Genomic DNA, 23,535 nt, shown 5'->3' with positions numbered 1-23,535 from the left:
GGCCCGTTCCTGCAGGGCAGGGCGGCTCCCGGGCGGGTGTCCGGTCCGCCTGCGGCGCTCCCGCACGCGGGTGTTAGCGCACGTGGTGTGTTCGTCACGTCGTAACGTGGGTGGCCGATAACCCCCTGTTTCGGCGATGCTGCTATGAAAGGACAGAGGGGACCGATACCGCGATCGCCGCAGGGCGCGGGCGTGCGTTATGTGCGGGAGCGCGGGCGAAACCCCGGTTTGACACGGTATTTTTTGGGGCATCGACGCATCCCACCTCACTGTCGAGCACGGGTGCGCAGGGAACAGCGGGACACGTGCCGGATCAGGGGGCGAACGGCGCCGGGGAGCGATCGCGGGGATTCGGATCGACCAGGCCCGGGCACGTCGTGGCCCGCGTTCGGAAACGGTCGCAGATCTGGAGGTCAACCCAGGTGACGTATCTTCTCGGCTTGCGCATGAACGGGCGCGACGTTCTGGTCGTCGGAGGCGGCCGCGTCGCCCAACGCCGGGTCCCCAACCTCCTGGAGGCGGGGGCGAAGGTGACCGTGATCGCGCCCGAGGTCACGGCGGCCCTGGAGGACCTCGCCTCCTCCGGACGCATCACCTGGCACCAGCGCGGCTTCGAGCCGGGTGACGTGCGCGACGGCCGTCTCGGTGCGTTCTGGCTCGTCCACGCCGCGACCGACGTCCCCGAGGTCAACAGCGCTGTCGCCGAGGAGGCCGAAGCGGCCCGGCTGTGGTGCGTCCGCGCCGACGACCGGCACGCCGCCACCGCGTGGACACCCGCCACCGGCACAGTGGGCGACGTGACCGTGGGCGTGGTGGCCAACGGCGACCCGCGTCGGGCGGCCGGACTGCGCGACGCCGTCACCGACGGCCTGTCCGACGGAACGCTCGACGCGCGCCGCGGCCGGGAACCGCTGCGCGGCGTCGCCCTGGTCGGCGGCGGCCCCGGCGACCCCGGCCTGATCACCGTGCGCGGCAGCCAACTGCTCTCCCAGGCCGACGTCGTCGTGGTCGACCGGCTGGCCCCGACCTCCCTGCTGGACCGCCTGCCCGCCGACGTCGAGATCGTCGACGCCGCCAAGATCCCCTACGGCCGCTCCATGAAGCAGGACGAGATCAACCGCATCCTCGTCGAGCGCGCGCTCGACGGCCGGTTCGTCGTGCGGCTCAAGGGCGGCGACTCCTTCCTCTTCGGCCGCGGCGGCGAGGAGGCGGCGGCCTGCGCCGCGGCCGGCGTCCCGGTCAGCATCGTCCCCGGCGTGACCAGCGCGCTGGCCGGCCCCGCGAGCGCGGGCATCCCGCCCACCCACCGCGGCGTCGCCCAGGACCTGCACGTCGTCTCCGCCCACGTCGCGCCGGGCGACCGGCGCTCCACCGTCGACTGGGCCGGGCTGGCGCGGCAGCACGGAACCCTCGTGGTACTCATGGGCGTGGAACGCATCGGCGCCATCGCCGCTTCGCTGACCGAGCACGGGCGCGCGGCCGATACCCCCGTCGCCGTGATCCAGGACTCCACGCTGCCCACGCAGCGGACGGTCATCGCGACGCTCGGGACGGTCGCGCAGGCAGTCGCGGACTCCGGAGTGCGTCCTCCGGCCATCATCGTCATTGGAGAAGTGGTGGATGCGGCCCGGGAACTTGACATACTGCACCAGGGACCGGGTGAGCCGCGTGTGCGGACAGACGGCTCCGGTGGCGACGAATCCCCCGAGGGGAACCGGATCAGGTGACCGCGAAGACCGATGAGAAGGGCGGAAGCGCTATGCCCCGGCCGCCTGCTGCGCCGGAATCGACAGGGTCAGGTGAAACGAAAGCAGGGCCGGCCTCGGCCCCGAAACGGAGTACGCCCGGTCGGCATGAGCGTGCTCGGTCCCCCGTCCCCTCCAAGGCCAAGCATCGCGGAGCGGTCGCCGACGACAGCGGGTTCGAGAAGGTCCTGGAAGGGCTGCGCGCCAGCATCCGGGACATCGGCTTCGCCGAAGGCCTGCCCGGCGCCGCCGAGGGCGAGACGGCGCGCGCCGACGTCCTGCACCAGCTCGACGACTACGTGCTGCCGCGGGTCCGCCGCCCCGACACCCCTCTGCTGATCGCCGTCGCCGGCTCCACCGGCGCCGGAAAGTCCACCCTCGTCAACAGCCTCGTCGGTGAACAGGTCACCACCACCGGCGTGCGGCGGCCGACCACCAACAGCCCGGTGCTCGCCTGCAACCCGGCCGATGTCGACTGGTTCAACGAGTCCTCCTTCCTGCCCACGCTGCCGCGCGTCCGGCAGGAGGGGCTGGCCATGCCGGGCAAGGACGGCATGCTGGTGCTGGCCGCCAGCGAGTGCATGCCCGAGGGGGTCGCCCTGCTGGACACCCCCGACGTCGACTCCGCGGTCGCGGCGCACCACGAATTCGCCTCGAAGTTCCTGGACGCCGCCGACCTGTGGGTGTTCGTCACCACCAGCCGCCGCTACGCCGATGCCCGGGTGTGGGAGTTCCTGCAGGTCGCCCGCGACCGGGACACCTCACTCGCGGTGGTGCTCTCCCGTGTGCCCGAGCGCGGCCACCAGCAGCTGACCGAACACTTCGGCGCGATGCTGGACGCCAACGGCCTCGGCAACGCGGCCCGGTTCCACATCCCCGAGACCGACCAGATCGCGGGTGAGCGCTTCACCGCCAACACCGCCGACCGGATCCGCGGCTACCTCGCCGACGTCGCGGGTGACCTCGCCCAGCGCGACCGCGTCTCGCGGCGCACCTTCATCGGGGTCATCGACAGCTTCCGCACCCGCGTCCCCGAACTGGCCAAGCAGGTCGAGCGGCAGGTCGAGGTCGGCCGGGTCCTGGAGAAGGCGGTGAACACCGCCTACGCCACCGCGATCTCCGACGTGGGCCGGTCCGTCCAGGACGGGTCGCTGCTGCGCGGCAACCTGCTGGCCCGCTGGCAGGACATCGCGGCCAGCGGCGAACTCGCCCGCACCATGCGGATCCGCGGCAAACGCAAGGCGAAGACGTCCGACGACGCCGCCGCGCGCGTGAACGCCCTGCAGGGCGCGGTCCGCGACAGCCTGCAGGCCCTCATCGTGTCCGCGGCGGAGCGCGCGGCCGAGCAGGTCACCGAGCGGTGGGAGGAGGTCCACGGCGCGGGGGCGCTCGCGGAGTCCGCCCGGGGCGACGACTCCACCGGCGACCTGGCCCGCCGTGTGCGGGAGGCGATTTCGGGCTGGCAGAAACGCGTGACGGAGATGGTCGCCGCCGACGGCGCCACCAAGCGGTCCGTCGCCCGGTTCGTCACCTTCGATGCCACCGCGTTCACTCTTGTCCTCATCGTCGATCTGCTGGGATACGCGTCGGTGGAGTCGACGACACCGCGTTCCGGGGGACCGCCCCCACAGCGATTGCTGAAAGGGCTCTTCGGGGCCGAATCGCTGCGTAACATTGGCACGATGGCACGCGACGACCTGCAGCGGTGCGTCACCGAGTTGCTGGAACACGAGCGCACGGGCTTCACCGACGCCCTGACCGCCGCGGGACTGCCCCAAGAAGCCGATGCCGTCCAGCTGACCCAGGCCACGTACGACCTTGAGATTGCGCGATGACGACTCAGCGGAACCCCGCTCACGCAGATGAGGAACCAGACGTGGCGGGACCCCAGGCCGATAGTGGCGCGTCCCCCGCCTCGGACACCGCGCGGGACGCACCGGAGGCGCCCGAGAGCGCCCACCGCGCACGCGGGGACGACCAGTGGACGGGCTACGTCCTCCCGGCCAAGGCCAGGAGGGACGCCGGATGGGCGGCGCCGGCGGGCAACGCCTGGCCGCCGAACCGTCCCGCGGAGCCGGAGCCGGGCTCCTACCCGGCGCTGCGCCGGGCCGTCGACATGCAGTCCGGCCCGCACCCCACCCTCGCGGACGAGCGCGGGGGACAGCCGTCGACCGACCACCCCGGGCAGGCAGTGGGCCCGGACGCCGCGGGTGAGGAGGCCACCGGAGGCGCGGCCGACGCCGCCACAGCCTCGGCGGTCGAGGAGACGTCATCGGGCGCCTACCCGTCACTGCGCCGCGCCGTCGACCGCGTCGGCGAGGGCCGCGCACGGCGCAGGGCCAACCCCGACCTGCTCGCCGACCCGGACGACGGGGCGGGCTGGCGTACGGACGCGGCTCCGGTCAGCAGCGTGCGCCCCGGCACAGGTCCGCAGGCTGCCATGGGTTCGTCGGCATCGGAGGCCGCTGCGGAGGCCGCCGATACGACTGACGGCCCGACCGGTCCCGACGGCCAGGGCGGGCGGGACGGGGAGCACGCGCAGGACAGTGCGAGCAGCGAGAGCAGCGAGAACGGCCATGCGGCTGAGCGGACGGACGGCGCCCGCGCCGAGCGTCCGTCCGGCGGTGGTCGGCACGCCGCCCCCAAGAAGCGCGCGGTGGCGCCGACCCAACCCGACGGCGACGCCGCTGCCCCGCACACTCCGGACGACAACAGCCAGAGCGCCGCTGGCGAACGGGCCGATCCCGACGACCCCGACCGGCTCGCCGCCTGGGTGGACGCGCTGACCGAGGCCGACAGCGAGACCTCGAAGATCGCCGGACGCCGTACCGGCCCGATCCCGGCGCTCTCCGAGGCCGTCCTCAGCGCCATGGACAAGGTGGCCGGGAAGACGCCAGCTGGCGACGGCACCAAGGCGCCGCACACGGAGGCGGCCCAGGACGCGGACGGCACCGAAGCCTCCGCCACGGAGGAGGCGCAGGAGCACGCCGACGACGAGCCCGCCTGGACGTCATCGGCCGTCGGCGACGGCGATGACGATGACGATGACGATGACGAGTACCGCATCAGCTCGAACGACCCGTGGCAGCCCATGCCCGCCACCACGCGCGAAGAGCTGATCACCCGCCTCGACGCGCTGGCGACGATCGTCTCCATCGGCCGCGAGGACTTCGACCCCGAACTCATCGCGCGCGCCCGCCACCTGCTCGACCACGCGGGTGCGCGGCTCCGCCTCTCCGGCGACCACACCGTCGTCGCGCTCGCGGGCGGTACCGGAAGCGGCAAGTCGTCGCTCTTCAACGCCCTGTGCGGGCTCGAATTCTCCCGGGTCGGCATCACCCGGCCCACCACCTCCTCCGCGCACGCCTGCGTCTGGGGGAACGAGGGCGCCGACGGCCTGCTGACCTGGCTCGGCGTCCCGCGGCGGTGCCGCCACTCCCGGACGAGCGTGCTCGACAGCGACAACTCCGAGCTCAGCGGCTTGATCCTGCTCGACCTGCCGGACCACGACTCCGTCCGGGCCATGCACACCGCCGAGGCCGACCGCCTCATCGGCGCCGCCGACCTGCTGATCTGGGTCCTCGACCCGCAGAAGTACGCCGACGCCGCCGTGCACCACCGCTACCTGAGAGAGATGTCCGGGTACGGCGCGGTCACGGTGGCCGTCCTCAACCAGGTCGACCGGGTCGAACACGACGAGCTCGAGGAGCTCCTCACCGACCTCCGGCGGCTGCTGGAGACCGAGTCCGGCGTGCAGCCGCGCGTGCTCACCACCTCCGTCCTCACCGGCCAGGGCGTCCGTGGCCTGCGCGAGCTGCTCATCGAGACGGTCACCGAGCGCCGGGCGCTGATCGACCGGCTCGTCGCCGACCTCGACCAGGTCATCGGCGGCTTCGAGCGCTACCAGGGCTCCACCGAGGCGCCGAGCGTGTCCGAGGCGGGCCGCCTGCGCCTGGTCACCGACCTGCTGGCGGCGAGCGGTGTCTCCGCCATCGCCGACACCACCGAGACCGCCCACGAGCGCCGCGGGTGCAGGCGCGTGGGCTGGCCGGTCACGCGGTGGGCGCGCAAGCTCCGCCGGGACCCCCTGCGCGCGATCCGGATGGGTTTCCACAGCGACGACGACGAGCGCGGCGTCGCCGGTCCCGTTGACGCCCACCAGGCCGAGATCGAGACCGCGACCGCCGAGATCGCCGACAGCGTCGGCGGCTCCCTTCCCGCGCCGTGGCCCAAGCGGTTGCGCGCGGCGGCCCGCGGTAACCTCCGCGACCTTCCGGTCGGCCTGGGCAACGCGATCAGCGAGACCGTGCCCGACCCCGAGAACACCCCGCTGTGGTGGCAGATCGTGCGCATCGTGCAGTACACGCTGGTGGCCGTGGCAGGAGTGGGCCTGGCCTGGATCGGCACACTGCTCGTCAGCTGGATCGGGGGCGGCCTGACCGGCTTCGCTCTCCTGGACGACCCCATCTACCTCGGCTTCGCCGGCGCCGTCGCCGCAGCGACCCTCGCCGTGGGGTGGCTGACCGATGTGGGTTGTCGCAACCTCGTGTCGGTCGCCGCCACCCAGCGGCGCGACCAGGTGGAGCGGGACAGTGCCGAGAAGGTCCGCACTCTCGCCGATGAGCTGGTCGTCGCGCCGTTGGAGCGGGAGCTGGGCCGCTACCGTGAGTACCGCGAGGCGCTCGGCACGGCTCTGACGAAGCACGGCTGACCTGCCGCGAGCGTGGGACGGGGGATGGTGCTGCTCCGTGGCGCACGCGCGCCCCTGCCGCTGGACGTGCCGACCCGCACGGGACGGTGCGGGCTCCGTCGACTGGAGGTGCCAGGCGTGCGCCGAGGGGCCGTCGAAGGGTGGGCGCGCCGGGCTCGGGGGGCGTTCTCGGGCACGGACACGACGCGAGCGCGGCGCCGGGCGAGGGACCTCCTCGCCCAGCGCCGCGCATTCGTCGACTCATGATCAGACCCACTGGATGCCAGCGGCCATAATCCCCCCCAGTCTGTGTGCGTTGCGATGCTCGGGCGTCTTTCGGAGAACTCGGAGGACACGGAAGACCACCCGCATCCACTCGTCCGGTCGCTTGCCCGCCCGTGGTCGGTTGGACCACACCCCCGGTCGTGATCGCTGCTCCGCACTCGTCGTTCGAACCCCCGGAGTGCAGCTGCCTGACCGTAATGGGTGGGCTGCAGCGTGCCTCAATCTAGCGGTTTTCTCACGCCAATACACAATCGGCGATTATGGTGTCACTGACTGTGATTCAATGTCGGGTCGTGACACCCTCCTCTTCCGTGTTCCCGGGGACCGAGGGTGGCGAAGGCCAGTGAGGCCGTTCCGGGTGCACTGGTGGCGAGCGGGGGGATCGACGTGGCGGTGGTGGAGCGGATCGTTACCGACCGTGAGCGTTCCCGAGGATGCCCACCGCGGCAATGGCCGATCACCACCCAGCCGCGCGCGCTGCTCGTCTTCATGGCGATGGTGCTGGCCTGCGCGCTCTCCCTGATCGTGGTGGCGCTGGCCATCACCCCCGTCCGCCGGGAAGAGATGATCACCTTCTGCTCACTCGTGGTGTGCGCCGCGATCTGCGTGGAGGCGATGCGCCGACTGGGCACGCCCAGCGGTCTGACCCGTGACCTGCTGGGGGCCTGGTGGTTTCCGACCCTTCTGCTCCTCCCGCCGCTGTACTCCCTTATCATCCCCATTCCGGTCTATCTGCTGCTGCAATTCCGCATCCGGAGGACCGTGCTCCATCGGCGCGTGTTCAACGCGGCGTCGGTGGCGCTGTCGGGCTTCATCGCCTCCTCCGTCTTCCACCTCGCCCTGACCGGCGACATCGTCGGCCCGGCCGGACTGCCCGTGCGGGTCGGCCGGGAGATCCTCATAACGGGGTCCGGGGCGCTGCTCGCGGTGTTCTGCTGCGCCCTGTTCACGGTATTGAACACACTGATCATCGCGGTGGCCGTCCACCTCAGCTCGTCCGACACCACCTGGCGCCGCCTGCTGTGGGACCGCGAGGCCGTCACCGTCGACAGCGTCGAGATGTGCGTCGGGCTCACCGTCGCGATCCTCTCCGGACTGTCGGTCGTCCTCCTGCTCATCGCCGTACCACCGGTGATGCTGCTGCAGCGCAGCCTGCTGTACCAGCAGCTGCAAGCGGCCGCCCGCACCGACCCCAAGACCGGACTACTCAACGCCGCGACGTGGGAACGGGAGGCCCGGGCCGAGGTGGGGCGCGCCGTGCACGCGCGGCAGTCGGCGGCGGTGCTGGTCATCGACATCGACCACTTCAAACGGGTCAATGACACCTACGGACACCTGGTCGGCGACCACGTTCTGATGGGCGTGGCCGCCACACTCGCCCACCAGCTGCGGCAGGACGACATGGTCGGCCGCTTCGGCGGCGAGGAGTTCGTCGTGCTGCTGCCGGGGGCCGACATGGCCGAAGCGTGCAGGGTCGCGGAGCGGCTCCGCTCCAAGATCGGGCGCAAAGTGCTGGCCGTCGGCGACCACAGCGTGGTCATCACCGTCTCGATCGGGGTGGCGCTGCTCCGGACCCACGGCGATGACCTGGTCGACCTGCTCGCCGCCGCCGACCTGGCCCTCTACCGGGCCAAGGACGCCGGACGCGACCGCGTGTGCCTCCCCGCCGCGCGGCGGTGCCCGCGGGCCCGAGAGTCCCGGCAGCCGCAGCTACGGTCGCGGGGGAGCTGATCAGCAGGGGGCGACGGACCGGCTTCGTCCACAGCCTGAGAAGTGCGTCTTGTGGCGGGATTTCGCGGCCACCCACCGTGGTGTCATGGCTACCGACGACAGCCCGCACGTCCCTGTCCCCGAGCAGACCACTCTCACCATCGGCGGCCCGACCGACGTCATCGCGGCCGTCCCCTACCTCCTCGGGTTCCACCCCGCCGACAGCATCGTCATCCTCGGCATCCGGTCCGGCGCCACCCAGGTGCGCTGCCTGCTGCGCTGCGATCTCGCCGACGAACTGACCGCGTACGCCGCGGAATGGGCCGATCAGGTCGCCGCCATGCTCGCCGAGGCCGACTGCGGAAGCGTGGTCGCGGTGGGATACGGCCCCGCACGGCACGTCACCCCGTGCGTGGACGCGTTACGCGCCAGCACCCCCGCTGTCGGCATCCCCGTGCGCGAGGCGCTGCGGGTGGCCGACGGTCGCTACTGGTCCTACGTCTGCGACTCCACGGAGTGCTGCCCGCACGACGGCGTCGCCTACGACGTCGCCACCTCCGCGGTACCGGCCACCGCGGTCGTCGGCGGACTCACCGTCTGGCGCGACCGCGGCGTGATCGAGGAGTTCGTGGCCGCCGTCAACGGCCATCGCCGCGTACAGATGGAGCGTGCCACGGTCGACGCCGAGCGGCGCGCCGAGCGGATGCGTCAACGCCTCCTCCCGTTCGGCGAGGCGGCCCTGCGCACCACCGTGCGGTGCGAAGGAGTACGCGTGGTGCGCGCGGCCGTCGACGCCGCGCTGCGCGGCGACCTCATCGACGCCCCCGAGCGCATCGCCTGGCTCGGGCTGCTGCTGGGCTCCATCCGGGTGCGCGACGAAGCCTGGGCCCGCATCGACGCCGCGCACCTCGATGTCCACGTCGGACTGTGGCGGCAGGTGTTCCGGCACGTGCGCACCGACTACAGCGCGGCCCCCGGGTCGCTGCTGGCCTTCGCCGCCTGGCAGAGCGGGGACATCGCCCTGGCCGACGTCGTGCTGGACCGCGTCGAGGAGGCGGCACCCCACTACACGATGGCGGCACTGGTCCGCCGTGCCGTACGCAGCGGGATGCCGCCGGAAAAATGGGAGCCGATGACCCCCGAGTGGCTGGAGGAGGTCGCGCCGCTCACCGGGTCGGCGGTTGCGTCGCCTGCGGCGGTCCCCATGGATCCGGAGCGTCCGATCGGCCCCGGAGGATCCGGAGAGGGCGCATGAGCGGCAGGAAACAGCTGGCCGGGCGGACAGCGCGGCGACGGACGGGGACGGGGCGAATCCGCCGTGATGTCAAGGGCACCTGCGCCGACGCCCTAGGCTGGAGAGCATGCCGGAGTACATCTTTACCATGCGGAACGTGCGCAAGGCGCACGGCGACAAGGTCGTCTTGGACGACGTTTCGGGTTCCTTCCTGCCCGGCGCCAAGATCGGCGTTGTCGGGCCGAACGGCGCGGGCAAGTCCACCCTGTTGAAGGTCCTTGCGGGCGTCGAGCAGCCGTCCAACGGTGAGGCGCGGCTGATGCCCGGGTTCACTGTCGGCATGCTGGCGCAGGAGCCGCATCTCGACCCGGAGAAGACGGTCCTGCAGAACGTCGAGGACGGCGTCGCCGAGACCAAGCGGATGCTGGACCGGTTCAACGAGATCGCCGAGAAGATGGCGACCGACTACTCCGATGACCTCCTCGAAGAGATGGGGAAGCTGCAGGAGCAGCTCGACCATCGCAACGCCTGGGACCTCGACAGCCAGCTGGCGCAGGCGATGGACGCGCTGCGCTGCCCGCCGGCGGACTCGCCTGTCACCAGCCTGTCCGGTGGCGAGAAGCGCCGCGTGGCGCTGTGCCGCCTGCTCCTCGAGCAGCCCGACATGCTGCTGCTCGACGAGCCCACCAACCACCTCGACGCCGAGAGTGTCCAGTGGCTGGAGCAGCACCTGGAGTCCTACCCCGGGACGATCGTGGCGATCACCCACGACCGCTACTTCCTGGACCACGTCGCCACGTGGATCCTGGAGATCGACCGCGGGAAGCTCTACCCCTACGAGGGCAACTACACCACCTACCTCGACACCAAGGCCGCGCGTCTGAAGGTCGAGGGCCAGAAGGACGCCAAGCGGCAGAAGCGGATCAAGGAAGAGCTGGAGTGGGTCCGCTCCAACGCCAAGGCGCGCCAGACCAAGAGCAAGGCACGTCTGCAGCGCTACGAGGAGATGGCGACCGAGGCCGCCAAGACCCGCAAGCTGGACTTCGAGGAGATCCAGATCCCGCCGGGTCCGCGCCTGGGCAGCACCGTGGTCGAGGTCAAGAACCTCAGCAAGGGCTACGACGAGCAGCTGATCGAGAACCTGAGCTTCTCACTGCCGCCCAACGGCATCGTCGGTGTCATCGGCCCGAACGGCGTCGGTAAGACGACCCTGTTCAAGATGATCGTCGGGGAGGAGACACCGGACGCCGGCACCATCGCCGTCGGCGACACCGTGGAGATCTCCTACGTCGACCAGTACCGGAGCCGCATCGACCCCGACAAGAACATCTGGGAGGTGGTCTCCGACGGCGAGTCCTTCATCCAGGTCGGCAACGTCGAGATCCCCAGCCGCGCCTACGTCGCCGCGTTCGGCTTCAAGGGCTCCGAGCAGCAGAAGCCGGCCGGTGTGCTGTCGGGTGGCGAGCGCAACCGCGTGAACCTCGCGCTCACCCTCAAGCAGGGCGGCAACCTGCTGCTGCTGGACGAGCCCACCAACGACCTGGACGTCGAGACCCTGGGCTCGCTGGAGAACGCGCTGCTGGACTTCCCCGGCTGCGCCGTGATCACCAGCCACGACCGCTGGTTCCTGGACCGCGTCGCCACGCACATCCTCGCGTGGGAGGGCGAGTCCGACTGGTTCTGGTTCGAGGGCAACTTCGAGGCCTACGAGAAGAACAAGATCGAGCGTCTCGGTCCGGAAGCCGCGCGCCCGCACGCGGTCACCCACCGCAAGCTCACCCGCGACTGACCATCGTCTGACCAGCGACGTCTCCGGCTCACGGCCCGGGCCCGCCTTGCGGCGACCCGGGCCGCGCCGTATCCGCAGTTCCCTTCCCGCCACGCTCGGCGGTCGCCACTCCGGCCGCAAGCACATAAGCTGTCCGGTGATTATGACTTCCGCGCGCGATGACCACATGACCTTCTATGAGGCAGTCGGCGGCGAAGCGACCTTCGTCCGCCTCGTCCACCGCTTCTACGAGGGTGTCGCAGGCGACCCCGTGCTGCGGGCGATGTACCCGGAGGAGGACCTCGGCCCGGCGGAGGAGCGGCTGCGCCTGTTCCTCATCCAGTACTGGGGCGGTCCGCGCACCTACAGCGAACAGCGCGGCCACCCGCGCCTCCGCATGCGCCACTTCCCCTTCACCATCGGCGCCCGCGAGCGCGACCACTGGCTGCACCACATGCGCGCCGCCATGGACGACATCGCCCTGCCCGCGGCGCTCGACCGGCAGATGTGGGAGTACATGGTGATGGCCGCCCACAGCATGGTCAACGCCCCGGAAGCGAGCGCGGAGCAGGCCCAGTCCGCCCAGGTGGCCGATCCGACCTCGATCAGCGTCGAGCGGACGGCCCAGAGCGGAGCCGAGTCCGGCGACGACGACGGAGACGAGCCGGTCCGCATCTCCCTCGCCTAGGCTCTCTTCCTCGGCCCCGAGCGCGTGGGTCGTCTCACTCGCCCGGGTGCAGGTACTGGCCGAGGTAGGCGCGCTCGTTGTCGTCGAGGCGGCGGGGCGACTGCGTCTCCAGGTCGTAGCCGACGATCACCGAGGCCGCACGCGCGTACACGTGGTCGTCGTCGACGATCTCGTACTCCAGCCGGAAGCTGGCGTTGCGGATCTCCGAGACCCACGTCTCCACCCGCACCGGCTCCGGGCGCAGCAGGATCGGGCGCAGGTAGTCCACCTCGTGCCGGGCGACCACCATGCCGCCGACCCGGGCGTCGCCGTCGGGAGCGTCCCACTTGAGGAGCGCGATGCGGGCGTCCTCCAGATAGGTGAGCATCCGGACGTTGTTGACGTGGTTCAACGGGTCGAGGTCGGCGAACCGGATCGTCGCGAAGTACACATGACGCCGGGGTTCGTCCCCCGGACGCTCTGCCACGGGGGTCGCGGTCATGTGCTCGGTCACTGCTGTCATCCCCTCACCGGTGGTCCACATTTCAACCTGGCGATTGTTTCAGGTTGACGGACGGCAGCGATGCCCGGCCCAGGTGATCTCCCTCTCCCTTTCTCGCCCCGTGACGCGCTGCCCGCCCCACCGATGCCCCGGACACGAACCGCGGCGGCCCCGCATGACCCGGTCAGGACCGGTCGTCCACCTTCAACCCGGTGTGGTGCGCGAGGAACGCCAGCTGGTCGGCGCTGAGGCGGACGCTGCGGCTCACCGACCGGGAGCTGTGCCCGACATCGGCCTCGCGGCGCAACAGGACCGGCCGCTCCGCCAGGGGCGCCCCCGTCGCGTACTGGAGCGCCGCGCACATCTTCCGGGCGTGCAGCGGGTCCACGCGGGTGTCGTTGTCGAACACCGCGAACAGCGTCGCCGGGTAGCGCACACCCTCGCGGACGTTGTGGTACGGCGAGTAGCCCAGCAGCCACCCGAGCGCCTCGGGGTCCTCGGCGCTCCCGTACTCCACGCTCCACAGCTGCCCCAGTCCGAAACGCTCGTAGCGGACCATGTCCAGCAGCGGGGCCGAGCACACGGCGGCGGCGAACAGGTCGGGACGCTGCGTGACCGCCGCGCCGACGAGCAGCCCGCCGTTGCTACCGCCCATCACGGCCAGCTGGTCGGCGGTGGTCACACCGGTGGCGATGAGGTGCTCGGCGGCGCCCGCGCAGTCGTCGAACACGTTCTGCTTGTGGCCCAGCATGCCGCCGCGGTGCCATTCCTCCCCCTCCTCCAGGCCGCCCCGCAGGTTGGCGATCGCGTACACGCCGCCGGCCCGCACCCATGCCAGTGCCGTGGCCATGTAGCCGGGAGTCAGGGAGATCGAGAAGCCGCCGTAGCCGTACAGGATGGCCGGACGCGGCCCGGTCCCTTCCTCGGCCGGGGAGACCACCAGCATCCGCACGGCTGTCCCGTCGCGCGAGGTGTAGGTGACCTGCTCGGTTCGGACGTCAGGAAGGTCGAGGGTGCCCGGCGGGCTCGCCCATAGGGACACCGCGCCCGTACGCCCGTCATAGTGATGGACCGCGGACGGCGAGGTGTTGTCCGTGTAGCCGAACCAGGCCTCGTGCCCGCCCTCGGGGCGCTCGATCAGCCCGCCGATCGAGCCCAGGCCGGGGAGCGGCACCTCACCGAGCCGCTCCCCGGACGCGAGGTCGTGCACGCTTACCTCACTGATGGCGTGCCTCCGCCAGGCGACCAGCAACCGCGGCGACTCCAGCTCCGCACCGTCGAGGATCGCGAGGTCGGTCAGGACCGCGTCCGGGTCGGTGTCGACGAGGGTGCGCCAGTGCTCGTATCCGGGCGTGGCCGGGTCGGTCACGCACAGGCGGCCGCGCGGCGCGTCGCGGTCGGTGACCAGGTAGAGGCTCCCATCACGCCCCACAAAGGGCGAGACCTCGGCGTCCACGCCCTCCTGGATCGGCACGAACCGGGGCGCCTCGGGGCCGGACTCCGTGAGATCGGCGATCCACGCGTCGTTGCGCGGGGCCGTGCCCTTGGAGGAGGTGAGCACCAGCCACCGCGCGTCCCTGCTCAGTGCCAGGCCGAAGTACTCGGTCTTGTCCCGGCCCTCCCCGAAGACGAGCACGTCCTCCTCCACCGGGCAGCCCACGCGGTGCAGGTACACACGCCGGTGGTACTGGTCCTCGCCCTCGGGAACCACATCGGGAGCGAGGTGGCGGATGTAGTAGAACGCGTCGCCGCCGGGCAGCCAGGCGAGGGGGGAGTAGCGGCAGCGGTCGATCGGGCCGTCGACGTCCTCCCCGGTGGCGACGTCCATGACGCGCAGCAGCGACTCCTCGTCGCCTCCCTCGGAGAGCTGGTAGGCCATCAGCCGTCCCTCGCGGTCGGGCCGCCAGGAGTCGAGCGTCGTCCCACCGCTGGGGTCGATGGCCGTGGGGTCGATCAGCACCCGTTCGGTGTCGGTGCCCGGGTCCACGGTGTGCAGCACCCCGTGCTCCTGCTCGGCGGTCCGGCGGGTGAAGAACCGCCGTTCCCCCCGCCACACGGGCGCGCCGACGTACCCGGCCCCCATCAACTCGTGGATGCGGTCAGCGAACCAGTCGCGGGCCGGCAGGCCGGCCGCGACATCGGTGAAGAGGGTGTCCTGGGCGGCCGCCCATTCCTTCGTCTGGGCGGAGTCGGCGTCTTCCAGCCAGCGGTAGGGGTCACGGACGTCGTAGCCGTGCAGCGTTTCGCTGAGTTCCAGGCGCTCGGCAGCGGGGTAACGGCGTTCAGCAGGCATGTCCGAACTCTATCCACACTCGCTTCCACCGGGCTTCGGCGTGGCTCACCGGAGGAATTCCACGCCCTCACCTGAAGATGAGTTTCCTTGAGGTTTTCCCTGGCTCCCGGTAATTGGGGTGGCGGCGAAGCACGTTGAGCAAGCAAACTGAATGCGGGACGTTACTCGGCGGGAACCACCCACGGGAGGTCCGTGTGGAAACGCGAACAGTACCGGTCACCCGACCGGTTCACAGGGAGGCTTCCTGGCTGGCCGATCGGCTGGCCGGGGAAGAGACAGGCAGCTGGCCGGTCGGCGTACCGGCACAGGAGACGCGATGAGCACCGCACGCGGTACGGAGGGCGGCACAGTCCACCGCCACGTGCTGCTTCTCAACGCGAGTTACGAGCCTTTGACGACCCTACCGTTGCGGCGAGCGATACTTCTGGTGTTGCGGGAAAAAGCCGAAGTCGTGCACGGCGACGCCGGAGGCGCCGTCCTGCACTCGGCGACTACGGCACTCTCGGTGCCGTCGGTCATCCGACTTCGGCGCTACATCCGCGTCCCCTACCGGAGGCGCGTCCCCCTCACCCGGGTGGCGCTCATGCGCCGGGACGGGCACCACTGTGCCTACTGCGGGAAGCGGGCCGAAACCATCGACCACGTCATCCCACGCAGTCGCGGTGGCGCCCACGTCTGGGAGAACGTCGTGGCGTCGTGCAAACCGTGTAACCACCGCAAAGCCGACCGCCTCCTCGACGAGCTGGGTTGGAAACTCAACGTGACCCCCACAGTTCCCAGGGGCCTGCACTGGCGGCTCATCAACGGCGAACACCACGGCGACCCCCAATGGGCCCCGTACATGGCCAGAGTGGCGGCCTAACGACCCCATCGGAGCGTCGAACGACCAATCCGAGAACGCCCCAGAGCCACCACAGCCGACAGCGCCCAGGACCGATCCGGTCCTGGGCGCTGTCGGCTGTGTAACCGTGCCCCGGGTCAGCGACCGAGGTAGGCGCCGCCGTTGACGTGCAGTACCTGGCCGGTGATGTGTCCCGCTTCGGGAGACGCCAGGAACGCGATCAGGGCGGCGACATCGTCGGTGGTGCCGGGGCGACCGGTGGCCGTCGCGGCGACGAGGCGCGCCTCGCGCTCATCGCTGAGGTGGCCCCTGAAGAACTCGGTTCCAGAGATCAGTCCGGGGGAGACCACGTTGGCCGTGATCCCCCCGGGTCCCAGTTCCGCGGCGAGGTCGACCGTCCAGGCCTCGATGGCGGCCTTGGCCGCCCCGTAGGAGGCGGCGCCGGTTCGTGCGGCGATGGAGCCGAGGGTGACCACGCGCCCGCCAGAGGCCAGCCGTGGCCGCACCGCCGTGGTGAGCAGGACCGCCGAGATCAGGTTCGCCTCGATGTTCCGCCGCCAGCTCGCCGCCAGTTCCGCCAGCTCCTTCCCGTGGGGAGAGGCTCCGTCGGCCGGGTCGCTCCCGCCGTCCGTCCCCTGCGGTTCGTCGAATCCGGTGTTGCCGCCCGCGTTGTTGACCAGGACGTCGACCGTCTCCGGCAGGTGCGGCAGGGCCGCTGCCACCGCGGCCGGGTCGGCCACATCGCAGACCACCGGCTCGGCACCGATCCGCTCGGCGGCCCGCTGGAGCACGGCCTCGCGCCGCCCGAGGATCGTCACCTGTGCTCCGGAGGACGCGAAGCGCTCTGCCACCGCCAGGCCGATGCCGGTCCCGCCGCCGGACACCACGACATGCGTCACAGAAATCTCCTTTAGCGCTGAAATAGATGATTCAGCGCTAAAGTACCACCATGGACGTCGAACCCCCGAACCGCGGTGCAGAGCGAGCGACGACCCCGGCCGAGACCGCCGGGGAACCCGCCGAGGACGCGGTCGACCGCATCCAGCAGGCATGGCTGCGCGAACGGCCGCGCACCCCCGTCGACTCCATCGGGGTCATCACCCGGATCTGGCAGGTCGGCAAGCTCCTCGACGACGACCGCAGGCGCACCATGGCGCGCCTGGGGATGGACGCCGCCACCCGCGACCTGCTCAGCACCCTGCGCCGCTCCGGTCCGCCCTATCGGCTGACCCCCGGCCAGATCGCCCGTGCCGCGCTGGTCAGCCCCGGGGCGGTCTCACTGCGCGTGGCCCGCGCCGAAGAGCAGGGGCTGGTCCGCCGGTTCAAGGAGGGGCCGGACGGGCGCAGCACGACCGTCGAGCTCACCCCCGAGGGGCACGCCCTCATCGAGCGGACCGTCGACGACCTGCTCCGCCACGAGGAAACCCTGCTCGACGGCCTTACCGCGGACCAGCGCGAGCACCTGGCCGAGCTCCTGCGCATCCTGCTCGCCGACCTCACCGAGCGCGGCACCGACCGAACACGAAACGCCCCACCGCCCGCGGATGACTCCGGTGCGGTGGGGCGCTGATACGCGAGGAGAACGGTCAGGCCGCCGTGGGCCTCATTCCACCTGCGCGACGTCGCGGGCGGCGCCGGTGGAGGCGGAGGTCGCCATGGCGGCGTAGGCGCGCAGGGCCGGGGTGACCGGGCGCTGGCGGTCCTTGGGGCGGAAGCGCCCGAGTTCCTTGAGGAGGCGTTCGCGGCGCGTCTCCAGCTCCTCGTCGGCGACCTCCAGGGTGATGCCGCGGTTGGGGATGTCGATGCTGATGGTGTCGCCATCCTCGACCAGGGCGATGTCGCCGCCGGAGGCCGCCTCGGGCGAGGCGTGGCCGATGGACAGGCCCGAGGTGCCACCGGAGAAGCGGCCGTCGGTGATCAGGGCGCAGGCCTTGCCCAGGCCGCGGCCCTTGAGGAAGCTCGTCGGGTAGAGCATCTCCTGCATACCGGGGCCGCCCTTGGGGCCCTCGTAGCGGATGACGACGACGTCGCCCGGCTCGACGCGCTTGCCGAGGATGCCGTCGACGGCGTCTTCCTGGCTCTCGAAGACCTTGGCCGGGCCGCTGAACGTCCACAGCTCCTCCTCGACCCCGGCCGTCTTGACGATGGCGCCGTCGGGGGCGAGGTTGCCGAAGAGGACCGCCAGCCCGCCGTCGGCGGTGTAGGCGTGGTCGGCGGCGCGGATGCAGCCGCTCTCCCGGTCGGTGTCCAGGGTGTCCCAGCGGACGTCCTGGGAGTAGGCCTTAGTGGTGCGCTTGCCGCCGGGGGCGGCGTGGAAGAGCTCCACGGCCTCGGGCAGCGTGGTGCCGGAGACGATGTCCCAGTCGGCGATGAACTCGCCGATGGTGCGGCCGTGCACGGTGGGCAGCGAGGTGTCGAGCAGCCCGCCGCGCGCGAGCTCGCCGAGGATGGCCGGGATGCCGCCCGCCCGGTGCACGTCCTCGATGTGGTACTTCTCCGTATTCGGCGCGACCTTGCACAGGCACGGCACGCGCCGGGAGAGCGCGTCGATCTCGGGCAGGCCGAACTCCACGCCCGCCTCGGTGGCAGCGGCCAGCAGGTGCAGGATGGTGTTGGTCGAGCCGCCCATCGCGACGTCGAGGGCCATCGCGTTGCCGAAGGCCGCCGGTGTGGCGATGGACAGCGGGAGCACCGAGGAGTCGTCCTCCTCGTAGTAGCGCCGCGCGGCGTCGACGACCCGCCGGCCCGCGTCCTCGTAGAGCCGCTTGCGGGCGACGTGGGTGGCCAGCACGGTGCCGTTGCCAGGAAGCGCCAGCCCGATGGCCTCGGTCAGGCAGTTCATCGAGTTGGCCGTGAACATGCCCGAGCAGGAGCCGCAGGTGGGGCAGGCGGCCTCTTCCATCTCGTCCAGCTCGGCCTGCGAGACGCTCTCGTCGGCGGAGGCGATCATCGGGTTGATCAGGTCGAGCTTGCGGACCGTGGTGGCGGTGCCTTCGACGACCGTCACCTTGCCCGCCTCCATGGGGCCGCCGGAGACGAACACCGTGGGGATGTTCAGCCGCATGGCCGCCAGCAGCATGCCGGGGGTGATCTTGTCGCAGTTGGACACGCACACTAGCGCGTCGGCGCAGTGGGCGTTGACCATGTACTCGACGGCGTCGGCGATCAGCTCGCGGCTGGGCAGCGAGTAGAGCATCCCGCCGTGGCCCATGGCGATGCCGTCGTCGACGGCGATGGTGTTGAACTCGCGCGGGACGCCGCCGGCCTCGCGTACGGCGCCCGCCACGACGTCGGCCACCTCGCGAAGGTGGACGTGGCCCGGAACGAACTGGGTGAAGCTGTTGGCGATGGCCACGATGGGCTTGCCGAAGTCTTCACGTTCCACGCCGGACGCGCGCATGAGAGCGCGCGCACCGGCCATGTTCCTGCCGTGGGTGACCGTGCGTGAGCGAAGCGCGGGCATGGGGTGGGACTCCCGTCGATACGAGTGATTCCTATCGATGGTATCCGTGCGTGTCCAGTGCTCGCGTCTCGGTTCGGGAGATTTGTTGTCCGGATGATGAGACATCGGGTGATTGGCGGCCGGGGGAGGTCCGGACCGTCCCCCTGCGGCGGAGCGCGTGCGCGGGGGGTCGGGGGCGCCGCACAGGACATAAAGAGAGGGGGCGGCGCTTCGCGCCGCCCCCTCCCGCCCGACCAGGGCCAGGGGATCGGGCCTGTTGAGGCTGCTCAGGGGCGCTACTGGGGGGTGTCCCGGGTGGGAGCACCCCCTCAGTAGCGCTGCGGAAGGACCTTGAGCGCCGCCTGGTAGATCTCCTCGATTTCGGTCTCGGTGAGGCGGTCCTTTCCGGTGCGCAGCCACTTGCGCACCTTGGTTCCCTGGATGATGTCGACACCGCGCAGCCGATGGCTGTCCCACGGCATGCCCGGTCCGTAGATGGCCAGTGACGCGCGCACCTTGATCTCGCGGCCCAGCTCCTCGCTGACGAGCCGCTCGGCCACCAGGGCTTCCTCCAGGGCCTCATCGATGCGCTCGTTCTTGGAGAACCGTCCGTGATAGAGCTTCTCGAGCTTGTTGCGGAGCGGAAGGCGCTTGTCCCACGACTCGGAGTCGATCGCGAACGCACCGCGCCGGCCGACGATGAAGTGGTCGATCTGCCCGTTGCCGCCGGGGATGCCGCGGGCGTGCAGGACCCGGTAGCCCATCTTCTGCATCACCCGGAGCTGGGCCTCGGTCTTGCGCTGCGCGGCCGAGGGCGTGCGCCATCGCGGCACCTCGGACTGGCGGCGCATGTAATGGACGATCATGCCGATGAGCGCGGCGGCACCGACGGTCACGCCGATCCGCCAGTCGGTCATGAGGAATCCGGCGGCCAAGCCGATCACGACAGCGGCGCCGCCACGGATCGCCCACCGTCTCGTCGACTCTCCGGCCAGGAGTGAGCCATATGTTCTCGACGCGACGTCTTTGAGGCCGGGGGAACTTCGAAAACGACTGCTATCGGATGTGACGAAGGGGGACGCGTAAGTCGGTCCAGGGCTCTGCTCGCCCTCTTTGACTCTGGTTGCCGATTCCACAGAGGAAAGAGTAGGTCCAACCAGATGCGAGTCACAGTCCATTGAATCTCACACTTTTCTTCCCTGGCGCGAGGCGTTTCTCACGTGTTCAGGGGTGCGTGACGGGGAAGGTTTACTTCTTATCGGCGACATCTCTATAGAGGTCGCGCTCACCCCGCATCGGAGCCGCCGCACCGGCCTGCGCACGCTTATCGCTACGCTCAGCTCATGACGGAGATTCACGACCTCACGGCGATCGAGCTGGCCCGGGCCGTTCGGAACCGCGAGCTCTCCCCGATGGAGATCACCGATCACTACCTGACGCGGATCGAACGGCACGATGCGCGCCTCGGGGCCTTTATTACGGTCATTCAGGAATCGGCCAGAGAACAAGCCCGCAACGCGGAAAAGCGGGTGATCCAGGACACGCCCGCGGACCTGCCCCCGCTGCTCGGGGTGCCCATCCCGATCAAGGACCTGGAACCCCTCGCCGGGGTCCGGCACACCTACGGCTCCCAGGCCTTCACCGACTACACCGCCACCGACGACGCAGCGGTCGTCGGCCAGCTCCGTGCCGCGGGCGCGGTCTTCCCCGGCAAGACCAACACCCCCGAGTTCGGCTCGCCCTGCTACACCGAGAACGACATCGCCCCGCCCGCGCGCACCCCCTGGGATCTCACCCGGTCGGCCGGCGGGTCGAGCGGCGGCGCCGCGGCCGCCGTGGCCGGGGGCCTGGCCCCCGTCGCCCAGGGCGGCGACGGCGGCGGGTCGATCCGCATCCCCGCCAGCGTGTGCGGTGTCTTCGGGATCAAACCCACGCGCGGCCGCATCAGCGCGGCACCGACCAAGCCCGACCTCATCGGCCTGTCCACCGCCGGTCCGCTCACCCGGACCGTGAGCGACGCCGCCCTGCTGCTCGACGTCATGTCGGTGAACCTGCCCGGCGACTACTACACCGCCCCGCCGCTCCCTGACGGCACGACCTTCCTCGACCACGCCCGCCGCGACCCCGGGCGGCTGCGTATCGCGCGGTTCCGCACGCCGGTGGTCCCCGGTGTCGAGGTCCACCCCGACGTGACCGCGGCCTACGAGTCGGCGACGGAGCTGCTCGTCGCGCTCGGCCACGACGTCGAGGAGATCGACCCGCCCTTCTCTCCCGATCTGCTGGACCTGTTCAGCACCGTGTGGGCGGCCATGGCCCTGACCGTTCCGGTACCTCCGGAGCGGGAGGAACACCTGCGCCCCATCAACCGCTGGCTGCGCGAGCGGGCGCGGTCCCTCACGGCGCACGACTACCTACGGGCCACCACCGGCCTGCAGCAGGGCGTCCGTGCCGCGCTCCCGCGGATGCTCGCCTACGACGCCGTGCTGACCCCGACCCTGGCGCAGCCCCCCGTACCGGTCGGCCACTTCGACACCGACCCGGTCGAAGAGTTCGCGCGCATGACCGCGTTCACGCCCTTCACCTCGATGTTCAACATCACCGGCCAGCCCTCGGTCAGCGTCCCGCTGCACTGGACCGAGCAGGACCTTCCCATCGGCGTCATGCTCAGCGGCCCGATGGGCGGCGAGCCGACGCTGCTCGCGCTGTCGGCGCAGCTGGAGGCGGCGCGGCCGTGGGCCGGTCGCACACCGCCGATCTGGACCGAGTGAGGGCAGGCGCGCCCGCGGGCGGGGTGCGGGCCCGTTCCCACCCGCGAACCGGCGGTGGCGCGGGGCCCGCACGACGCCACCGCGGTCAGTGCACCTCCGGCTCTCCGGCCACGTCGTCCTCGTCATCTGACGTGCCGCGGGTCGCGGTCGCCGTGTCGCTGCGCTGCTCGCGTGCTGCGGGGGCCGCAGCGGCCGTGGGGATGAACGGGCTGATCACGGCGGCGAGGACGACCGCCACGGCCGCCCCCGCGGCGCCCGCTGCCACGCCACCCCAGTCCATGAGCGCCCCCATCACCGGGGCGGTGGTCGCCGACCCGGTGGTCTGGGCCGTGGTCATCCACCCGAAGGCCTCGGCCCGGCGGTCCGGCGGGGCGATGTCGCTGAGCCGCCCCATCGCCGCCGCCAGCGTCGGCGCGATGGCGAGGCCGGAGACGAACAGCGCGGGGAGGATCAGCAGCGGCGTCGGCAGATGCGTCAGTGGCGGGAAGAACGGGACGAGGAAGACCACCCCCAGCGCGGCGCCGAAGAAGCGGCGGGACAGGTGCGGGGAGCCCGGAAGAGCGCCCGCGACCAGGCCCCCGACGAGGGAGCCGGCCGCCCAGACCGCGGCCAGCACCATGGCCAGCCCGGGACTGCTCAGCTCGTTGGCCCAGGCCACCATGACCAGGTCCACGCCGATGAGCCCGACGACGATCAGCAGCATCATGGGCAGGAACAGCAGCAGCCAGCCGGAGCGCAGCAGCGAGCGGCGCGGCCCCGGGACGGGGGCGGCCGCACCTTCGGTGCGCGGTACCGCGTCGACCACCCCGGCGCGGCGCAGTGCCGCCATGAAGCCGAGCGAGCCGATCAGCGCGGTCGCCGCCAGGAGGAGGACCGCGGCGCGCGCGTTGGCCAGTGCCACCGCTCCCGCCGCGAGCATCGGCCCGAGGACGAACAGCAGCTCCTGCGTGGTCGCCTCCGCCGCGTAGACGGCCTGGAGGTCGCGGCCGGTCGTGAGGCGCGGCCACATCGCGCGCACGATCTGGTTTGCCGGGGGTGCGAACAGCCCGCTCGCCAGCGCGATCGGCAGCGCCGCCCACCACAGCCGGGCGGGGAGCAGGGCGATGATGCTCAGCCCGAGCGCGTAGACGATCCCGCACACCAGCACCATGCGGTCGGCGCCGCCCCGGTCGGCCATGCGCCCGCGGATCGGCCCGACCAGAGCGGTGCCCAGGATGAGCAGGCCGAGGATCAGCCCGGCCTTGGTGTAGGACCCGGTCCAATCGGCGACCAGGAACGTGATCGCGATCGGCTGACCCGGCATGTACAGCCGGGACGCCAGCGACCAGACCAGAAGGGAGGAGACGTGGGGGAGCGTGAAGAGCCGACGGTAGGACTGGAGCACCATCCGATTATGCACGCCATTGTCGGGATCATGGGGTGAATTTCTCGCCATGCGCCGGTTTCGGCCATCCGCCCTGAAAAGCGATGATTTGGCAACTCGTGAGGCCGGAGAGCCCGGGGTCGCACCAACGCATTACGGCGGGCCGAACGCGCGATCAAGGTATGGCGAAGCCGTGACAGAAGCGCGTGGTAGGGCATCATCAGTTG

16 protein-coding genes are annotated in these 23,535 nt (G+C 71.0%); 10 read left to right on the top strand and 6 right to left on the bottom strand.

What is annotated here, in order from left to right:
* Positions 1–446: 446 nt before the first annotated feature.
* The 7 genes from cobA to CDO52_RS20490 all read left to right on the top strand — a co-directional run bounded on the left by cobA (position 447) and on the right by CDO52_RS20490 (position 12,120).
* A complete protein-coding gene (cobA, locus tag CDO52_RS20520) occupies positions 447–1,727 on the top strand; it encodes a uroporphyrinogen-III C-methyltransferase (protein ID WP_017620808.1) in 1,281 nt (426 codons plus the stop codon).
* 32 nt (positions 1,728–1,759) lie between these two features.
* Positions 1,760–3,580, top strand: a complete 1,821-nt coding sequence (locus tag CDO52_RS20515; protein ID WP_026126201.1) for a GTPase — start codon at positions 1,760–1,762, stop codon at positions 3,578–3,580.
* A 41-nt stretch (positions 3,581–3,621) separates the two neighbouring features.
* Complete coding sequence (locus CDO52_RS20510) at positions 3,622–6,456, top strand: GTPase (RefSeq protein ID WP_332459738.1); 2,835 nt, start codon at positions 3,622–3,624, stop codon at positions 6,454–6,456.
* Between the two features lie 651 nt (positions 6,457–7,107).
* On the top strand, positions 7,108–8,451 hold the full coding sequence (locus tag CDO52_RS20505) for a GGDEF domain-containing protein (RefSeq protein WP_083920057.1): 1,344 nt from the start codon (positions 7,108–7,110) through the stop codon (positions 8,449–8,451).
* An 85-nt stretch (positions 8,452–8,536) separates the two neighbouring features.
* Complete coding sequence (locus tag CDO52_RS20500; protein WP_017620803.1) at positions 8,537–9,685, top strand: DUF4192 domain-containing protein; 1,149 nt, start codon at positions 8,537–8,539, stop codon at positions 9,683–9,685.
* Between the two features lie 106 nt (positions 9,686–9,791).
* Complete coding sequence (ettA, locus tag CDO52_RS20495; RefSeq protein WP_017620802.1) at positions 9,792–11,453, top strand: energy-dependent translational throttle protein EttA; 1,662 nt, start codon at positions 9,792–9,794, stop codon at positions 11,451–11,453.
* 142 nt (positions 11,454–11,595) lie between these two features.
* Positions 11,596–12,120, top strand: a complete 525-nt coding sequence (locus CDO52_RS20490) for a globin (protein ID WP_017620801.1) — start codon at positions 11,596–11,598, stop codon at positions 12,118–12,120.
* Between the two features lie 34 nt (positions 12,121–12,154).
* Here CDO52_RS20490 and CDO52_RS20485 read toward each other — a convergent pair whose 3' ends face one another.
* Positions 12,155–12,601, bottom strand: a complete 447-nt coding sequence (locus CDO52_RS20485; protein ID WP_051060896.1) for an acyl-CoA thioesterase — start codon at positions 12,599–12,601, stop codon at positions 12,155–12,157.
* 184 nt (positions 12,602–12,785) lie between these two features.
* Positions 12,786–14,894: a prolyl oligopeptidase family serine peptidase gene (locus CDO52_RS20480; RefSeq protein ID WP_017620799.1), complete on the bottom strand. Its 2,109-nt coding sequence runs from the start codon at positions 14,892–14,894 to the stop codon at positions 12,786–12,788.
* A 361-nt stretch (positions 14,895–15,255) separates the two neighbouring features.
* Between CDO52_RS20480 and CDO52_RS20475 the strand changes: the two genes are divergently transcribed.
* Positions 15,256–15,756: an HNH endonuclease gene (locus CDO52_RS20475; protein WP_026126196.1), complete on the top strand. Its 501-nt coding sequence runs from the start codon at positions 15,256–15,258 to the stop codon at positions 15,754–15,756.
* Positions 15,757–15,872: 116 nt separating this feature from the next.
* Here CDO52_RS20475 and CDO52_RS20470 read toward each other — a convergent pair whose 3' ends face one another.
* Positions 15,873–16,634, bottom strand: a complete 762-nt coding sequence (locus CDO52_RS20470; RefSeq protein WP_017620797.1) for an SDR family NAD(P)-dependent oxidoreductase — start codon at positions 16,632–16,634, stop codon at positions 15,873–15,875.
* 50 nt (positions 16,635–16,684) lie between these two features.
* On the opposite strand from CDO52_RS20470, the gene CDO52_RS20465 reads away from it, so the two are divergent.
* Positions 16,685–17,305, top strand: coding sequence for a MarR family winged helix-turn-helix transcriptional regulator (locus tag CDO52_RS20465; protein ID WP_017620796.1), 621 nt, complete (start codon positions 16,685–16,687; stop codon positions 17,303–17,305).
* A 33-nt stretch (positions 17,306–17,338) separates the two neighbouring features.
* Here the strand turns inward: CDO52_RS20465 and ilvD are convergent, their stop codons facing one another.
* Positions 17,339–19,198, bottom strand: a complete 1,860-nt coding sequence (ilvD, locus tag CDO52_RS20460) for a dihydroxy-acid dehydratase (protein ID WP_017620795.1) — start codon at positions 19,196–19,198, stop codon at positions 17,339–17,341.
* A 308-nt stretch (positions 19,199–19,506) separates the two neighbouring features.
* Positions 19,507–20,313: an NERD domain-containing protein gene (locus CDO52_RS20455; RefSeq protein WP_394296735.1), complete on the bottom strand. Its 807-nt coding sequence runs from the start codon at positions 20,311–20,313 to the stop codon at positions 19,507–19,509.
* Between the two features lie 207 nt (positions 20,314–20,520).
* On the opposite strand from CDO52_RS20455, the gene CDO52_RS20450 reads away from it, so the two are divergent.
* Positions 20,521–21,945, top strand: coding sequence for an amidase (locus CDO52_RS20450; protein ID WP_094932619.1), 1,425 nt, complete (start codon positions 20,521–20,523; stop codon positions 21,943–21,945).
* A gap of 85 nt (positions 21,946–22,030) precedes the next feature.
* On the opposite strand, the gene CDO52_RS20445 is transcribed toward CDO52_RS20450, so the two are convergent.
* Positions 22,031–23,332: an MFS transporter gene (locus CDO52_RS20445; protein WP_094932618.1), complete on the bottom strand. Its 1,302-nt coding sequence runs from the start codon at positions 23,330–23,332 to the stop codon at positions 22,031–22,033.
* Positions 23,333–23,535 lie beyond the last annotated feature (203 nt).

The organism is Nocardiopsis gilva YIM 90087, assembly GCF_002263495.1.
GTDB classification, from domain to species: Bacteria; Actinomycetota; Actinomycetes; order Streptosporangiales; family Streptosporangiaceae; genus Nocardiopsis_C; species Nocardiopsis_C gilva.
The sequence above is the reverse complement of the archived record's forward strand: the minus strand, read 5'-3'. Positions and strand labels throughout refer to the sequence as shown.

What these genes read in the sequence shown, in the direction of transcription:
- cobA (WP_017620808.1), top strand. Translation starts at nt 447, where the DNA reads ATGAACGGGCGCGACGTTCTGGTCGTCGGAGGCGGCCGCGTCGCCCAA.
- CDO52_RS20445 (WP_094932618.1), bottom strand. Translation starts at nt 23,332, where the DNA reads ATGGTGCTCCAGTCCTACCGTCGGCTCTTCACGCTCCCCCACGTCTCC.
- CDO52_RS20500 (WP_017620803.1), top strand. Translation starts at nt 8,537, where the DNA reads ATGGCTACCGACGACAGCCCGCACGTCCCTGTCCCCGAGCAGACCACT.
- ilvD (WP_017620795.1), bottom strand. Translation starts at nt 19,198, where the DNA reads ATGCCCGCGCTTCGCTCACGCACGGTCACCCACGGCAGGAACATGGCC.
- CDO52_RS20450 (WP_094932619.1), top strand. Translation starts at nt 20,521, where the DNA reads ATGACGGAGATTCACGACCTCACGGCGATCGAGCTGGCCCGGGCCGTT.
- CDO52_RS20515 (WP_026126201.1), top strand. Translation starts at nt 1,760, where the DNA reads ATGCCCCGGCCGCCTGCTGCGCCGGAATCGACAGGGTCAGGTGAAACG.
- CDO52_RS20465 (WP_017620796.1), top strand. Translation starts at nt 16,685, where the DNA reads ATGGACGTCGAACCCCCGAACCGCGGTGCAGAGCGAGCGACGACCCCG.
- CDO52_RS20485 (WP_051060896.1), bottom strand. Translation starts at nt 12,601, where the DNA reads ATGACCGCGACCCCCGTGGCAGAGCGTCCGGGGGACGAACCCCGGCGT.
- CDO52_RS20490 (WP_017620801.1), top strand. Translation starts at nt 11,596, where the DNA reads ATGACTTCCGCGCGCGATGACCACATGACCTTCTATGAGGCAGTCGGC.
- ettA (WP_017620802.1), top strand. Translation starts at nt 9,792, where the DNA reads ATGCCGGAGTACATCTTTACCATGCGGAACGTGCGCAAGGCGCACGGC.
- CDO52_RS20480 (WP_017620799.1), bottom strand. Translation starts at nt 14,894, where the DNA reads ATGCCTGCTGAACGCCGTTACCCCGCTGCCGAGCGCCTGGAACTCAGC.